General features: G+C 67.8%; 12 protein-coding genes. All 12 read left to right on the forward strand.

Translation table 11 applies throughout. The features are described 5' to 3' along the window. Positions 1-20 precede the first annotated feature (20 nt). The gene (locus tag AC1RCO_RS06330; RefSeq protein ID WP_492617525.1) at positions 21-1,031 is read left to right on the forward strand and encodes an alpha/beta fold hydrolase; all 1,011 of its coding nucleotides are present in this window, start codon (positions 21-23) and stop codon (positions 1,029-1,031) included. A gap of 15 nt (positions 1,032-1,046) precedes the next feature. After that, positions 1,047-2,000, forward strand: coding sequence for a D-2-hydroxyacid dehydrogenase family protein (locus AC1RCO_RS06335; protein WP_492617526.1), 954 nt, complete (start codon positions 1,047-1,049; stop codon positions 1,998-2,000). 558 nt (positions 2,001-2,558) lie between these two features. After that, on the forward strand, positions 2,559-4,127 hold the full coding sequence (gene glgA / locus AC1RCO_RS06340) for a glycogen synthase GlgA (protein ID WP_011061176.1): 1,569 nt from the start codon (positions 2,559-2,561) through the stop codon (positions 4,125-4,127). Between the two features lie 13 nt (positions 4,128-4,140). Next, a complete protein-coding gene (treZ, locus tag AC1RCO_RS06345) occupies positions 4,141-5,937 on the forward strand; it encodes a malto-oligosyltrehalose trehalohydrolase (protein ID WP_492617527.1) in 1,797 nt (598 codons plus the stop codon). Next, positions 5,934-8,015, forward strand: a complete 2,082-nt coding sequence (gene malQ, locus AC1RCO_RS06350; RefSeq protein ID WP_492617528.1) for a 4-alpha-glucanotransferase — start codon at positions 5,934-5,936, stop codon at positions 8,013-8,015. Before treZ ends, malQ begins: the two co-directional genes overlap by 4 nt. Next, positions 8,012-10,792 carry a malto-oligosyltrehalose synthase gene (locus tag AC1RCO_RS06355; protein WP_492617529.1) on the forward strand — a complete coding sequence of 927 codons (2,781 nt, stop codon included), beginning with the start codon at positions 8,012-8,014 and terminating at the stop codon, positions 10,790-10,792. The genes malQ and AC1RCO_RS06355 overlap by 4 nt, the downstream gene beginning before the upstream one ends. 21 nt (positions 10,793-10,813) lie before the next feature. Continuing rightward, positions 10,814-11,113 carry a DUF2934 domain-containing protein gene (locus AC1RCO_RS06360; protein ID WP_015635523.1) on the forward strand — a complete coding sequence of 100 codons (300 nt, stop codon included), beginning with the start codon at positions 10,814-10,816 and terminating at the stop codon, positions 11,111-11,113. 113 nt (positions 11,114-11,226) lie between these two features. Then, entirely contained in the window at positions 11,227-13,386 is a 2,160-nt protein-coding gene (gene glgX / locus AC1RCO_RS06365; protein ID WP_011061171.1) for a glycogen debranching protein GlgX, read from the forward strand. Positions 13,387-13,388: 2 nt separating this feature from the next. Beyond that, complete coding sequence (locus AC1RCO_RS06370; RefSeq protein WP_492617530.1) at positions 13,389-14,405, forward strand: acyl-CoA dehydrogenase family protein; 1,017 nt, start codon at positions 13,389-13,391, stop codon at positions 14,403-14,405. Then, entirely contained in the window at positions 14,402-15,160 is a 759-nt protein-coding gene (locus AC1RCO_RS06375) for a PIG-L deacetylase family protein (protein ID WP_492617531.1), read from the forward strand. Before AC1RCO_RS06370 ends, AC1RCO_RS06375 begins: the two co-directional genes overlap by 4 nt. Then, entirely contained in the window at positions 15,157-15,756 is a 600-nt protein-coding gene (locus tag AC1RCO_RS06380; protein ID WP_011061168.1) for a class I SAM-dependent methyltransferase, read from the forward strand. The genes AC1RCO_RS06375 and AC1RCO_RS06380 overlap by 4 nt, the downstream gene beginning before the upstream one ends. Next, positions 15,753-16,418, forward strand: a complete 666-nt coding sequence (locus tag AC1RCO_RS06385) for a glycosyltransferase family 2 protein (protein ID WP_072441934.1) — start codon at positions 15,753-15,755, stop codon at positions 16,416-16,418. The genes AC1RCO_RS06380 and AC1RCO_RS06385 overlap by 4 nt, the downstream gene beginning before the upstream one ends. Positions 16,419-16,584: the final 166 nt, after the last annotated feature.

Genomic DNA, 16,584 nt, shown 5'->3' on the forward strand with positions numbered 1-16,584 from the left:
CAACCTTGCGGAGTGTCCTTATGCCCCTTGCTACCCCTCGCTGGCTCAGTGCCTTGCTGCTGCCCCTGGCCCTGCCTGCCCTCGCGGCCCAGGCGCCGGTCTACGGTCCCGAACTGCAGGGCTTCGACTACCCCTATCCCTTGCAGCACTTCAGCTTTGTGTCCCAGGGCCAGGCACTGCAGATGGGCTATATGGATGTACCGCCCCAGAGCACGGCCAACGGGCGCAGCCTGGTACTGATGCATGGCAAGAACTTCTGCGGCGCCACCTGGGAGGGCTCGATCAAGGCTCTGAGCGCCGCAGGCTACCGGGTGATAGTCCCGGACCAGATAGGCTTCTGTACCTCCAGCAAGCCCGAACACTACCAGTACAGCTTCCAGCAACTGGCGCAGAACACCCATCAACTGCTGGCCAAACTTGGCGTCAACCAGGCCAGCCTGCTGGGCCATTCCACCGGTGGCATGCTGGCCACCCGCTACGCCCTGCAATACCCCGATCAGGTACGGCAACTGGCCCTGGTCAATCCCATCGGCCTGGAAGACTGGAAAGCCCTGGGCGTGCCCTGGCGCAGCGTCGACCAGTGGTACCAGCGCGAGCTGAAGCAGACCGCCGAGGGTATCCGCCGCTACGAGCAGCAGACCTATTACGCCGGCCGCTGGAAGGCCGAGTACCAGCGCTGGGTGGACATGCTCGCCGGCCTCAACCAGGGCCCCGGCAAGCGCCTGGTGGCGTGGAACTCGGCGCTGATCTACGACATGATCTTCAGCCAGCCGGTGTACTACGAATTCCAGGACCTGAAGATGCCGACCCTGCTGCTGATCGGCACCGCCGACACCACCGCCATCGGCAGCGATATCGCGCCGCCCGAGGTCAAGGCGCGCATCGGCCACTACCAGGACCTGGGCAGGCAGGTGGCGCAGCGCATCCCCCATTCGACCCTGGTGCAGTTCCCGGGGCTGGGCCACGCACCGCAAATGGAACAACCCGAGCCTTTCCACCAGGCCCTGCTGGGCTGGTTGAAGCAACCCTGAGCCAGGAGCCCGAACATGGCACTAGAGATTGCGGTAATCGATGATTGGCAGGACGTAGCGCGCGAGGTAGTGGACTGGTCGGTGCTCGATAGCATCAGCCGGGTCAGCTTCCTTCACGACTACCCGGCAGACCCCGCCACCCTGGCCCGGCGCCTGCAACCGTTCCAGGTGATCTGCGTGATGCGCGAGCGCACCCGGTTCGATGAAACCCTGCTACGCAGCCTGCCGCAGCTCAAGCTGCTGCTCACCGGCGGCATGCGCAACGCCGCCATCGACCTCAAGGCGGCCAGCGCCCTGGGGATCCAGGTGTGCGGCACCGACAGCTACAAGCACGCCGCGCCGGAGCTGACCTGGGCCCTGCTCATGGCCCTGAGCCGCAACCTGCTGAGCGAAGCCTGCGCCCTGCGCGCAGGCGGTTGGCAACAGGGCCTGGGGGGCGATCTGCACGGCAAGACCCTGGGCATTCTCGGCCTGGGCAGCATCGGCCAACGGGTGGCGCAATTCGGCCAGGTGTTCGGCATGCGGGTGATTGCCTGGAGCGAGAACCTCACCGCTGAACGCGCGACCGCGGCCGGCGTGACCCATGTCGACAAGCAGCAACTGTTCGAACAGGCCGATGTGCTCTCGGTGCACCTGGTGCTCAGCGAGCGCAGCCGCGGCCTGGTGGACGCCCAGGCCCTGGCGTGGATGAAGCCCGGGGCGCTGCTGGTCAATACCGCCCGCGGGCCGATTGTCGATGAAGCCGCGCTGATTGCCGCCCTGGAACAGGGCCGGCTGGCGGGGGCCGCACTGGATGTATTCGAGCAGGAACCCTTGCCTGCCAACCACCCCTTGCGGCGCTTGCCCAATGTTCTGGCCACGCCCCATGTCGGCTATGTCAGCCGGCAGAACTACCAGCAGTTCTTCGGCCAGATGATCGAAGACCTGCAAGCCTGGCACGCCGGCCAGCCGATCCGCCTGCTCAACTGAAAGCCCCCCGTGGCGATCGCCAGGCAAGGTCCTGCGCAGCTTTTCGCAGCCTCGCAGGCTCGGCGGCGACCAGGCTCGCAGGGACGCTGGGCGCAGGAGCCCGCCTGTGCCCGTTCTTTGGGCGGCGCCGCACCACAACGGCACCGGCCGCTGGCAGCCCCTCCCCATTTTCGCCCCCGGGCCGCAACGGCCCCGCTCCCGGGCAGTGCATGGCCGACCTTTCGTCGGGACGCGTTCGCCGCCCGCCCTGCCAACCCCGGGAAACACCCACCTCCCCCGGCACCGCTCTAGGTTCTGTCCTAGACTGAATTTCGCACTGTGACCGGGCAGTCACATTCGCCGAGAAAAAGTCGAAACTTTTCGCTTCGGCCCAAGGTCAGGTTAAAGGTAGGGTCGCTGCCACTGGTGCATTCCTTGCAACGGCTCCTCCACCCTTTCTGCTTCCACGCTCGAGCAGCGCAGGCTGATCGACGTGTGGCGCGTTTGCGCCCGGCCACAGGAATTGGCCACGCGCGGCGCTCGAGACACCAGAACAGATCAATAAAACGGGAGAGACACATGATCAGCGCCGTATTGGACACTCAGGGAGATCACCCTCAACAGCAGGCCGGCGACCGCGCCGCCCCCTCGGTTCCGGTCCCTGGGAACAAGACGGTGCTGCCGCTGGCGCGGCCCAATCCCAACCGCAAGCGAGTGCTGTTCGTCACCTCGGAAATCGCCGACCTGGTGAAGACCGGCGGCCTGGGCGACGTCTCTGCCGCCCTGCCCAGGGCCATGGCCCACCTGCACGATGTGCGGGTACTGATCCCCGGCTACCCCCAGGTGCTGCATAGCGAGAACCCGATCCACATCATCGGGGAGCTGGGTGGCCACGCGGCACTGCCGGCCTGCAAGATCGGGCGCATGGACATGCCCGACGGCCTGGTGATCTACGTGCTGATCTGCCCGGAACTCTACGAGCGCGAAGGCACGCCCTACGGCGCCAACAACGGCCGCGACTGGCCGGACAACCATATCCGCTTCGCCCGCCTGGGGCTGGCCGCCGCCGACATCGCGGCCAACCTGGCGCAGATCCACTGGTGCCCCGACCTGGTGCACGCCCATGACTGGCCCGCCGGGCTGGCGCCGGCCTACATGCACTGGCGCGGGCAACGCACGCCGACCCTGTTCACCATTCATAACCTGGCCTATCAGGGCGTGGTCAGCCTGGCCTCGTGCCCGGAACTGGGCATCCCCGAGCATGCCCTGCAACAGGAAGGCATGGAGTTCTACGGCAAGCTGTCGTTCCTCAAGGCCGGCATGGCCTACGCCAGCCACATCACCACGGTGAGCGCCACCTATGCCCAGGAAATCACCACCCCGGCCTTCGGTTGCGGGCTCGACGGCTTCCTCGCCAGCAAGACCCAGCAGGGCCTGCTCAGCGGCATCCCCAACGGCATCGATGAAAGCTGGGACGCCGCCACCGACGCCCACCTGCTCACGCCTTTCAGCATCGGCGACTGGGACGGCAAGGCAGCCAACGCCGCCCATGTGCGGCAGATGTTCGGCCTCGACGCCTCCAGCGGCCCGCTGTTTGCCGTGGTCTCGCGGCTGGTCTACCAGAAAGGCCTGGACCTGACCGAAGCGGTGGCCGAGTTCATCGTGCAGTCCGGCGGCCAGATCGCCATCATCGGCCGCGGCGAGCCGGAGGAAGAACAGTCCATGCGCGCCCTGGCCCGGCGCTTCCCCGGCCGCATCGGGGTGCACATCGGCTTCAACGAGACCGACGCCCGGCGCATGTTCGCCGGCAGCGATTTCCTGCTCATGCCCTCGCGCTACGAGCCCTGCGGCCTGAGCCAGATGTATGCCCAGCGCTTCGGCTCGCTGCCGGTGGCGCGCAACACCGGCGGCCTGGCAGACACCATCGAGAATGGCGTCACCGGTTTCCTCTTCGACGAATCCACCGTGGCCAGCTACCAGGAAGCCCTGACCCGGGCCTTCAAGGTGTTCGCCTACCCGGCGCTGCTCAATGCCATGCGCTGCCGGGCCATGGCCGCGCCCTTCAACTGGTGCAAGGCGGTGGAACCCTACGCCGAACTCTACGAACAACTGGTGGCCAAGGCCCTGGGACAGGCCGCCCGACAGTAAGAGGCAAGGACCGATGCCCTCAAGCACGCTGCACACCTGGACTCATGGCGCGCGGCTGCTGGATGCCGAGCACACCCGGTTCGCCCTGTGGGCGCCGGATGCGCGCTGCGTCAGCGTCGAACTGGCGGACGGCCAGTCGCTGCCCATGCAGCCCCAGCCCGAAGGCTGGTTCATGACCCAGGCGCGCTGCCCCGCGGGCAGCGCTTACCGTTTCAATATCGACGAGCGGATCCAGGTCCCCGACCCGGCGTCCCGGGCCCAGCTCGGTGATGTCCACGGGCCAAGCCTGGTGGTGGACCCCGAGGGCTATCAATGGCAGCACCCGCAGTGGCGCGGCCGGCCCTGGCACGAGGCGGTGATCTACGAACTCCACGTGGGGGTCATGGGCGGCTATCAGGCGGTGCAGCAAGCCCTGCCGGCCCTGGTGGAACTGGGGGTGACCGCCATCGAGCTGATGCCCCTGGCGGAGTTTCCCGGCGAACGCAACTGGGGCTACGACGGCGTGCTGCCCTACGCCCCGGAAGCCTCCTATGGTTCGCCCGACGAGCTGCGCGCGCTGATCGATGCCGCCCATGGCCTGGGCCTGGCAGTGATCCTCGATGTGGTCTACAACCACTTCGGCCCCGACGGCAACTACCTGCAGGAGTACGCCCAGGGCTTCTTTCGCCAGGACCTGCACACCCCCTGGGGCGCTGCCATCGACTTTCGACGCCCGCAGGTCAGCGAGTTCTTTATCGACAACGCCCTGATGTGGCTGCTGGAGTACCGTTTCGACGGCCTGCGCCTGGACGCGGTACACGCCATCGACGATCCGGATTTCCTGCGGCAACTGGCGCAGCGGGTCCGCCAGGCAGTGCCACCCGATCGCCATGTGTGGCTCAACCTGGAGAACGAGTTCAATCAGGCCAGCCTGCTGCAACAAGGCTTCGACGCACAGTGGAACGACGACGGCCACAACGCCCTGCATGTGCTGCTGACCGGCGAAACCGACGCCTACTACGCCGACTTCGCCGAGCAGCCCACTGAGCAACTGGCCCGCTGCCTGAGCCAGGGTTTCGCCTTCCAGGGCCATGCCAACCGCCATGGCGAGGCCCGCGGCGAACCCAGCGGGCACCTGCCGCCCAGCGCTTTTGTGCTGTTTCTGCAGAACCATGACCAGATCGGCAACCGGGCCTTTGGCGAACGCCTCAACCAACTGGCGCCGACCCAGGCCCTGCACGCGGCCACGGTGCTGTTGCTGCTGTCACCGATGATTCCGCTGCTGTTCATGGGCGACGAAGTGGCCGCCCAGGAACCATTCCTGTTCTTCACCAGCCACCAGGGCCAGTTGGCCGAAGCGGTGCGCGAGGGCCGGCGCAACGAATTCGCCGCCTTCAGTGCCTTCGCCGACGCCGGGCAGCGCCAGCGCATTCCCGACCCCAACGCCGCCTCGACCTTCCAGGCCTCGCGCCCACAGGCCCAGTCCCGGCAGGCCGAGGCCACCCGCGAGCTGTACCGCAGCCTGTTGCAGATCCGCCACCGCGAGCTGGTTCCGCGCCTGCCCGGCGCCCGGGCCCTGGGCTGCCAGGTACTGGCCGAGGGCGCGCTGAGTGCGCGCTGGCGCCTGGGGGACGGCAGCCTGTTGCGCATCGATCTCAACCTCGGCCCGCATCAGGTCGAACTGGCCGCCGAGGCCGCACCGCAGTTGTGCTTCGAATATCCGCCGCACACCCTCAAGCACTGGTGCCAGGGTCAACTGCCTGCCTACAGCGTGCTGGTGCTGCTGGCCCCCACCTCTTCCCCGACCGACCCAGATGGAGAATGCCTATGAGCGATGCGCAACTGGAACTGCTTGCCAGCCGCGCCGGCCTGGCAGTGGACTGGATCGATGCCAACGGCCGTGCCCAGAAGGTCGAGGACCGGGTCCTGCGGGCTGTCCTGGCCGGCCTGGGGCATCCGGCCGAAGACCCGCAGCAGGTCGAACAGAGCCTGCTGCAATTGCAAGGGGTGCAACAGAGCCGGCACCTGCCACCGCTGCTGACCGCCGACCACGGCCAGAGCCTGGACCTGGCGCGCTACTTCCCCCCGCACACGGCCTGTCTCCTGCGGCTGGAGGATGGCAGCCCGCTGCACCTGGACCTGGATGCCGAGAGCCGGCTGCCGGGCTCGATTCCGGTGGGTTACCACGCCGTGAGTATCGACGACGAACACTTTGTCCTGGCAGTGGCCCCCGAACGCTGCTTCAGCGTGGCCGACGCCGTGCACCAGCCCACCCCGCGGGCCTGGGGCCTCAGCGTGCAGCTGTACGCCCTGCGCCGCCCCGGCGATGGCGGTTTCGGCGATACCCAGGCCCTGGAAGAACTGGCGCGCCAGGCCGCCGAACGCGGCGCCGATGCCCTGGCCATCAGCCCGCTGCACGCCATGTTCAGCAGCGACCCGCTGCGCTACAGCCCCTATTCGCCTTCCAGCCGGCTGTTTCTCAACAGCCTGTATGCCGCCCCTGGCGCGATCCTCGGCGACCGCGCCTGGCGCACCGCGATCGAAGCCTGTGGCCTGGGCGAACAACTGCAGGACCTGGAACAGTTGCCGCTGATCGACTGGCCCCTGGCGGCCCAGGCCAAGTTGCAGGCACTGCGGGCGCTGTATGAAGGCTTCTGCCAGGGCGAGCACCCGCTGCACGAGGACTTCGCCAGCTACCGCCGGGCAGCCGGCGAAGCCCTGGAAAACCACTGCCGCTTCGAAGCCATCCAGGCCCAGCGCGCCGCCCGTGGCGAGGAACTGGACTGGCGTCACTGGCCGCCGCAGTGGCGTGATCCGGCCAGCCCGGCCCTGGCTCATTTCGCCGAGGAACAGGCCCACGAAATCGGCTTCCATGCCTTTTGCCAGTGGCTGATCGCCCGCAGCCTGGAGCGAGCGCAAAGCGCGGCCCGCAGCGGCGGCATGGGCATCGGCCTGATCGCCGACCTGGCGGTGGGCGCCGACGGCGGCGGCAGCCAGGCCTGGAGCCGGCAGGAGCAGTTACTGGCCAACCTGACGGTGGGCGCGCCACCGGACATCCTCAACCGCCAGGGCCAGAGCTGGGGCATATCGGCCTTTTCCCCGGAAGGCCTGCAACGCCACGGTTTCCGCGCCTTCATCGAAATGCTCAGGGCCAACTTCGCCCATGCCGGGGGCCTGCGCATCGACCATGTGATGGGCCTGCAACGGTTGTGGGTGATTCCCCTGGGCGCGCCTCCCAGCGATGGCGCCTACCTCTATTACCCGGTGGACGACCTGCTGCGCCTGCTGACCCTGGAATCCCATCGCCACCAGGCCATAGTGCTGGGCGAAGACCTGGGCACAGTGCCCGACGGGCTGCGGGAAAAACTCGCCGCCCGGGCCATGCTCGGCATGCGTGTGCTTTTGTTCGAACAGGACCACGGCTGCCACTTCAAGCCCATCCTCGACTGGCCGGACAATGCCCTGGCCACCACCAGCACCCATGACCTGCCGCCCCTCAACGGCTGGTGGCATGGCCGCGATATCGACTGGAACCAGCGCCTGGGCCTGGTGGACGAAGCGGCGGCGCGGCACTGGCGCGAACATCGCCAGCACGAACGCAACGGCCTGCGCCACGCCCTGGCCCAGGATCCGCAGAACTTTCGCGAGGAAAGCCACGAGGCCGACCAGGTGGTAGACGCCAGCGTGCGTTTCCTCGGCCACACCCGGGCGCCCCTGGTGCTGCTTCCCCTGGAGGACGCCCTGGGCATCGACGAACAGGCCAACCTGCCCGGCACCCTCGACAGCCACCCCAACTGGCGCCGGCGCCTGGCCACTGCCAGCCGGCACCTGCTGGATGACAGCGACGCTGCGCGGCGCCTGGAGCTGCTGGCCTGTGCCCGGCAGCAGGCCCTGGAGCGTGACCGATGAGCCCGCCAGCCACGCCAATGCCACGGGCCACCCTGCGCCTGCAATTTCACCAGGGCTTCACCCTGGATCATGCGCTGCCCCTGGTGCCCTACTTTGCCGGCCTGGGCCTCAGCCACCTCTACGCCTCGCCACTGCTCTGCGCGCGGGCCGGTTCCATGCACGGCTACGACGTGGTGGACCCCACCCGGGTCAACCCCGAGCTGGGGGGCGAGGCGGCCCTGGTACGGCTGGTGGATGCCCTGCGCCAGCACGGCATGGGCCTGATCCTGGATATCGTCTCCAACCACATGGCGGTGGGCGGCAATGACAACCCCTGGTGGCTGGACCTGCTGCAATGGGGGCGCCTGAGCCCGTACGGTGAGTTCTTCGATATCCAGTGGCATTCCCCGGACCCGCTGATGGAAGGCCAGTTGTTGCTGCCCTTCCTCGGCAGCGACTATGGGCAGGCCTTGCAGGAAGGCAGCCTGCAACTGCAGCTGGACGACGATCGCTGCGGTTTCCATGTTCGCCACTATGAACACTGTTTCCCCATCTGCCCCGCCGACTTCGGGGAACTGCTGCGCCTCGCCGGCCCGCCGGATGCCGCCCAGGCCCTCAAGCCCCTGGCCGACAGCTTTGCCGCCCTGCGTTTCAGCGGCGACGCCCACGCCCAGGCACAACCGCTGCAGCAGGCCCTGGGCCAACTGTTGCAGCAACCGGCGCTGCACCAGGCCGTCACCGCCCACCTGCAAGGCTACGACTCACGCCACGACGAAGGTTTCCAGCGCCTGCACCATCTGCTGGAGCAACAGAGCTATCGCCTGGCCAGCTGGCGCACCGCCGCCGACGACATCAACTGGCGACGCTTCTTCGACGTCAACGAGCTGGGCGGGCTGCGGGTCGAGCGCCCGGCGGTGTTCGAAGCCACCCACGGCAAGATCTTCGAGCTGATCCAGCGTGGCCTGGTGGACGGCCTGCGCATCGACCATATCGACGGTCTGGCCGACCCGCGCAGCTATTGCCGCAAGCTGCGGCGCCGGATCGACCGCCTGCGCCCGGGCCAGCACCTGCCGATCTACGTCGAGAAGATCCTCGGCGCCGGGGAAACCCTGCACCGCGACTGGGGCGTAGATGGCAGCACCGGCTATGAGTTCATGAACCAACTGTCGCTGCTGCAGCAGGCCCCTGCAGGCCAGCCGGTACTGGCCGAACTGTGGAGCCGGCACAGCCAGCGCCCCGCGGCGTTCGCCGAAGAGGCACTGCTGGCCCGTCAGCAGATTCTCAACGGCTCCCTGGCCAGCGATTTTGAAAGCGTGGCCCAGGCCCTGTTGCAGGTGGCGCGCCTGGACCTGATGAGCCGCGACCTGACCCTGGGGGCCATCCGCCGCGCCTTGCAGGAACTGATCGTGCACTTCCCGGTGTACCGCACCTATATCAGCGCCTGTGGCCGCGGGCAGCAGGACCAGCAGTTGTTCCAGCAGGCCCTGGACGGCGCGCGACAGAGCCTGGGCGAGGCCGACAGGCCGGTGCTCGACTGCCTGGAGCGCTGGCTCGGCGGCCAGGGCTGGCGCCAGCAGCCACCGGGCCGTGGGCGCAAGCTGCTGCGCCACGCCTGCGTGCGTTTCCAGCAACTGACTTCGCCCGCCGCGGCCAAGGCCGTGGAAGACACCGCCTTCTACCGCTCGGCGGTACTGCTGGCGCGCAACGACGTGGGCTTTAACAGCGAACAGTTCAGTGCGCCGATCGCCGCCTTCCACACGGCCTGCCAGCAACGCCTGGCCAGCTTCCCCGACAACCTGCTGACCAGCGCCACCCACGATCACAAACGGGGCGAGGACAGCCGCGCGCGCCTGGCAGTGCTCAGCGAACGGGCCCCCTGGTATGCCGCCCAGGTGGAGCACTGGCGCACCCTGGCCGCGCCCCTGCGCCAGCAGGCGGATGCGCCTTCGGCGGGGGACGAACTGATCCTTTACCAGACCCTGCTGGGCAGTTGGCCCCTGGAACTGGCTGCCGAGGATCAGGCGGCCCTGCAAGGCTATGGACAAAGGATCTGGCAATGGCAGCTCAAGGCCCTGCGCGAGGCCAAGCTGCAAAGCAGCTGGGCGGCGCCCAACGCAGAATACGAAGAGGCCGTGCAGGCCTTTGTCCAGGCCCTGCTGCTGGCGCCCCAGGGCCTGGCATTGCGCCAGTCGATTGCCGCGGCGGCCCGGGCCATTGCCCCGGCGGGTGCTCTCAACAGCCTGGCGCAAACCTTGCTGCGCATGACCGTGCCTGGGGTCCCCGACCTGTACCAGGGCAACGAGTTCTGGGATTTCAGCCTGGTGGACCCGGATAACCGCCGGCCGGTGGATTACCCGGCCCGGCAGGCGGCCCTGGAGCGCGGCGGCGAACCACGCCAGTGGCTGGCCCAGTGGCACGACGGACGCATCAAGCAGGCCTTGATCGCCCGCACCCTGAACCTGCGTGGCCAGTACCCGGAGCTGTTTCGCCGGGGCCGCTACCAGCCGCTGCCGGTGCTTGGCCAGCATGCCGGGCGGGTCCTGGCGTTCATGCGCGAGCACGGTGCACAACGGGCAGTGGTGATAGTGCCGGTGCGGGTCGCCGGCCTGCTGGGGGATCGCGCAATGCCCTTGATCGAGGCGCCGCTGTGGGGCGATACCCGGGTGCAGCTACCGTTCGACGCCTCGGGGCAAAAGCTGAATGGACTTTTTTCCACGGTGGCAGTCACACCCCACAGGGAGCTGATGCTTAGCGCCGCACTGCAAGACTTTGCGCTCAACCTTTTGATTCAACCTTGAATTCAGTCCAGGAGCATTGCGATGAGTACCGACGACAAACGCATTCGTGAATTCGCTTATCAGATCTGGGAGTCGGAAGGTAAGCCAGAGGGCCAGGAAGCCCGGCATTGGGACATGGCCCGCAAGCTCGCCGAGGCCGAAGCCCTGGCTCCAAGCACGCCACCCAAGGCCGGCAAGGCCAAGCCTGCGACCGGAAAGCCCGCCGCCAAGAGCGCGGCCAAGCCCAAGGCCAAGTCGGCCGCCGCCGTGGTAGTGCCCCCGGGAGAAAAACCCGCGGCGGCGAAGAAGCCCCGGGCGCCGCGCAAACCGCCGGCCAACTGACACCCGCCGGCCATCTCGTCCTCGTCAACCCGTGGCGCGCCCGCGCGCCATAAGGGTCGCGTTCGCCCTGAAGAAAGGGCCCGGCCCGTCACCGTCTCACTGCAGGAGCAACCATGAGCAGATCCAAGCAGCCCGCCGCCACTCCCGAGAGCGAACCCTCGCGCATTCGTGAAGGCCTGCCCTTCCCCCTCGGCGCCACCTGGGACGGCCTGGGGGTTAACTTCGCGCTGTTCTCGGCCAATGCCACCAAGGTCGAGCTCTGTGTGTTCGATGATGCCGGCGAAGTGGAACTCGAACGCATCGAACTTCCGGAATACACCGACGAAATCTTCCACGGCTACCTGCCCGACGCTCACCCGGGGCTGATCTACGGCTACCGCGTGCACGGCCCCTACGACCCGGCCAACGGGCACCGTTTCAACCCCAACAAACTGCTGATCGACCCCTATGCCAAGCAACTGGTGGGCGAGCTGAAATGGTCCGAGGCGCTGTTCGGCTACACCATCGGCCACCCGGATGCCGACCTCAGTTTCGACGAGCGCGACAGCGCGCCCTTCGTGCCCAAGTGCAAGGTCATCGACCCGGCCCACACCTGGGGCAACGACCAGCGGGTCAGCGTGCCCTGGGACAAGACCATCATCTACGAGACCCATGTGCGCGGCTTCACCATGCGCCACCCTTCGGTGCCCGAGAACCTGCGGGGCAGCTTCGCCGGGCTGATGGTGGACGACGTGCTGGAGCACATCCGCAAGCTCGGGGTGTCGTCGGTGGAGCTGCTGCCGATCCACGCCTTCGTCAACGACCAGCACCTGCTGCACAAGGGCATGACCAACTACTGGGGCTACAACAGCATCGCCTTCTTCGCCCCCGACCCGCGCTACCTGGCCAGCGGCAAGATCGCCGAATTCAAGGAAATGGTCGCCCACCTGCACGAAGCCGGGCTGGAGGTGATCCTGGACGTGGTCTACAACCACACCGCCGAAGGCAACGAGCAAGGCCCGACCCTGTCCATGCGCGGCATCGACAACGCCTCCTACTACCGCCTGATGCCCGACGACAAGCGCTTCTACATCAACGATTCGGGCACCGGCAACACCCTGGACCTGAGCCACCCCTGCGTGTTGCAGATGGTCACCGACTCGCTGCGCTACTGGGCCACGGAAATGCACGTGGACGGCTTCCGCTTCGACCTGGCGACCATTCTCGGGCGTTACCACGACGGTTTCGACGAGCGCCACAGCTTCCTCGTGGCCTGCCGCCAGGACCCGGTGCTGCGCCAGGTGAAGATGATCGCCGAACCCTGGGACTGCGGCCCCGGCGGCTATCAGGTGGGCAACTTCCCGCCGGGCTGGGTGGAATGGAACGATCGCTTTCGCGACACGGTGCGGGCCTTCTGGAAGGGCGATGACGGCCAGCTGGCGGATTTTGCCGGGCGCATGACCGCCTCCGGCGAGATGTTCAACCAGCGCGGCCGCCGGCCCTACGCCTCGGTCAACTTCGTCACTGCCCACGACGGTTTCACCCTGCACGACCTGGTGTCCTACAACGACAAGCACAACGAAGCCAACGACGAGAACAACCAGGACGGCAGCAACAACAACCTGTCCTGGAACCACGGCGTCGAAGGCCCCAGCGACGACCCCGAGATCAACGCCCTGCGCCTGCGCCAGATGCGCAACTTCTTCGCCACCCTGCTACTGGCCCAGGGCACGCCGATGGTGGTGGCCGGCGACGAATTCGCCCGCACCCAGCACGGCAACAACAACGCCTACTGCCAGGACAGCGAGATCGGCTGGGTCAACTGGGAGCTGGATAACGACGGCAAGTCCCTGCTCAAGTTCGTCAAGCGCCTGATCAAGCTGCGCCTGAGCTACCCGATCCTGCGGCGCGGGCGCTTCCTGGTGGGCAGCTACAACGAGGACATCGGGGTCAAGGACGTCACCTGGCTGGCTCCCGACGGCAGCGAGATGACCACCGAGCACTGGCAGGACCCCCATGGTCGCTGCCTGGGCATGCTGCTGGACGGCCGCGCCCAGGAAACCGGGATCCGCCGCCCCGGGGCCGATGCCACGCTGCTGCTGGTGGTCAACGCCCACCACGACATCGTCAACTTCCGCCTGCCTGAGGTGCCCGCCGGAGAGTTCTGGACCTGCATGCTCGACACCAACCAGCCGGCGGTGCGCGGCCAGGAACGCTTTGCCTTCGGCCACGAGTATTCGGTGACCGGGCGCTCCCTGCTGCTGTTCGAACTGCAACATGAGGAAGAAGACTGAACATGGACCTGCAAGGCTTCCTGCATCACTCCCCCGACCTGGGGCATGCCGACACCCGCGCCCTGGGCCTGTGCCTGGACGCCCTGGTGGGCGCCGGGCTCGACCGCCTGCCACTGCCCGCCGGGGGCGCCACCCTGCAACGCTGGCAGGCCCTGGCCAGGGTCGCCGGCCATGACCTGGGCCTGTGCAAGCTCTACGAGGGGCACACCGACGCCCTGGCGATCATGGCGGAACTGGGCTGCCCCGTGCCCCCCGGCACCACCTGGGGCACCTGGGCCGCGGAGCCGCCCCAGGCCCGGGTGCACGCCGTTGCCGATGGCCCGCACTGCCGGCTCAGCGGCACCAAGGCCTGGTGCTCGGGGGCCGAGGTGCTCAGCCATGCCCTGCTCACCGCCTGGGACGCCGACGGCCACCAACGCCTGGTGGCGGTGGCCCTGGCCCAGCCCGGGGTGCAGGTCGAGAGCGGCAGCTGGCAAGCGGTGGGCATGGCCAGTACCGGCAGCCAGCGGGTTGACTTCCACGAGGCTCGTGGCCAATGGGTCGGCGGGCCGGATGACTACCTGCAGCGCCCGGGCTTCTGGCAAGGCGCCATCGGCATCGCCGCCTGCTGGCTGGGGGCCGCCCAGGCCATCGCACACCCCCTGCGCGAACACTGCGCCAAACGCGACGAGCCCCATGCCCTGGCCCACCTGGGGGCAGTGGACAGCGCCCTGCATCAGGCCGCCTGCGTGCTGCGCCACAGTGCCCGGCAGTTGGATCAGGCGCCCCAGGCCAACTGCCAGTTGCTGGCCCGGCGCGCCCGGGCGGTGACCGAGGCCAGCGTCGACAGCGTGCTGCACCACGTCGGCCGGGCGCTGGGCGCCAGCCCCTATTGCCTGGACCGGCACTTCGCCCGGCTGCTGGCGGACCTGCCGGTGTTCATCCGCCAGAGCCATGCCGAGCGTGACCTGGCCATTCTCGGGCAACAGCTGGCCAACGCCGCCCACGCTGCAGCGGACCCGGGAGGATGGCAACTGTGAAAGCCAATCCGATTGTCGGTCGCGGCACCTCGCTGCAGGCCTGGCAGGCTTCCTCGCAACTGCAGGCCATGGCCGCGGTGGATATTCGAACCCTGGTCCCGCAAGGAGCGCGGGCGGTGATTGTGGCCCCGCACCCGGACGATGAAATCCTCGGCTGTGGCGGCCTCCTGCAACTGCTGGCGGCGCAGGGGCGCGAGCTGCTGCTGATTTCGGTCACCGATGGTTGCGCCAGCCATCCCGGCTCCCGGCGCTGGCCGGTACAGCGCCTGAGCCAGGTACGGCCCCAGGAGTCCGCCGAAGGCTTGCGCCGCCTGGGCCTGCCGCTGCAGCGCTTCACCTGGCTGCGCGCGGGCTTCGAGGACAGCCGCGTCGCCCGGGACGAAGCCGCCCTGACGCAGTTCATCCAGGGTTGCCTGCGCGCCGGTGACGTGCTGTTCAGCACCTGGTGCGAGGACGGCCACTGCGACCACGAAGCCGTGGGCCGGGCCAGCGCCCTGGCCGCCCGGGCCACGGGCGCAAGCCTCAAGGAACTGCCGATCTGGACCTGGCACTGGGCCGATCCCGAGGGCCGGCAGCTGCCCTGGGAGCGGGCCCGCAAGGTGCTGCTCAGCCCTGCCCAGGTGGCCCGCAAGCGCCATGCCATCCAAGCCTTTGCCAGCCAACTGGAGGGCGACCCGCAGATCGGCCTGGCGCCCGTGCTGGCACCGCACATCATCGAGCGTCTGCTGCAACCTTTTGAGGTGGTGTTCCTATGAGTGTCGACAGTCGCTATTTCGAAGGGCTGTTCGCCCGGGACCAGGACCCCTGGGCCTTTCGCCAGCGCTGGTATGAACAGCGCAAACGTGCAATCACCCTGGCCAGCCTGCCGCGCCGCCACTACCGGAGCATTTTCGAACCCGGTTGTGCCAACGGCGAACTCAGCGCCGAACTGGCCAGCCGCTGCGACAGCCTGCTGGCCTACGACACCGCGCGCAATGCGGTGGACCTGGCCCGGCAGCGCTTGCGCTCCTTCCCCCACGCCCGGGTGGAACACGGCCGCCTGCCCCAGGACTGGCCCAAGGGGCCCTTCGATCTGATCGTCATCAGCGAGATCGGCTATTACCTGGACGCCGCCGACCTGGCGCAACTGGTGGCACGTGCCCTGGGCTCCCTGGCCGCGGATGGCCAGCTACTGGCCTGCCACTGGCGCCCGCCCATTGCCGAGTGCCCCCTGGATGCCGGACAAGTGCACGAACTGCTCCATCGCCATTTGCAACTGCCACGCTTGCTGGAGCACCAGGAAGCGGACTTTCTCCTCGACCTCTGGGGCCGCGAAGCGGATTCGGTCGCGACCCTGGAGGGCCTGCGATGATCGGAGTGGTGATACCCGCCCATAACGAGGAGCAACTGCTGGCCGACTGCCTGCGCTGCGCCCTGAAAGCCGCCAGCCACCCCGAGCTCAATGAAGACGTGGCGATCCTGGTGGTGCTCGACAGCTGCTCCGACGGTTCTTTGGACATTGCCCGCCAGTTCGCCGTGCAACACCTGCAATTGCAGGTGCGCAATGTCGGACGGGCACGGGCCGCGGGCGCGCAGTTGCTGCTGCAGGCCGGCGCCCGCTGGCTGTCCTGTACCGATGCCGACAGCCGCGTACCCGAAGACTGGCTGGTGGCCCAACTGGCCCTGGGCGCCGACGCCGTCTGCGGCACCGTCACCGTCGACCGCTGGAGCGAAGGCTTCGAACCCCAGGCCCGGATCCGCTATCACGACGCCTACCAGGACAGCGATGGCCACCGGCACATCCATGGCGCCAACCTCGGCATCAGCGCTGCAGCCTATGTCCGCGCCGGCGGCTTCGAGGCCCTGGCCTGCCACGAGGATGTGCAGCTGGTGCGGCAGTTGCAGCGCTGCGGCGCCAGCATCGCCTGGAGCCGGCATCCGCAAGTGATTACCAGCGGGCGCCTGGATTCGCGGGCCAAAGGTGGGTTCGGCGATTACCTCAAGGGCCTGAACGAACCTTGCGCAGGGCTGTGAAGTACAGCATGGCATTGGTCAGTGCGCCTCCCCGGGGGGAGAATTGCCGTCTACCCTGTGACGGGCTTGGTAATCAGCAAATAAGCCTGGGCTGGCACTGCGTGGAAAGCTCCAGGCTGTGTATGATTACCCCCGAATCGCGGTGCTCCAAAGGTATGGGGCACCG

This window comes from Pseudomonas sp. GW823-FHT03E05 (assembly GCF_058796855.1).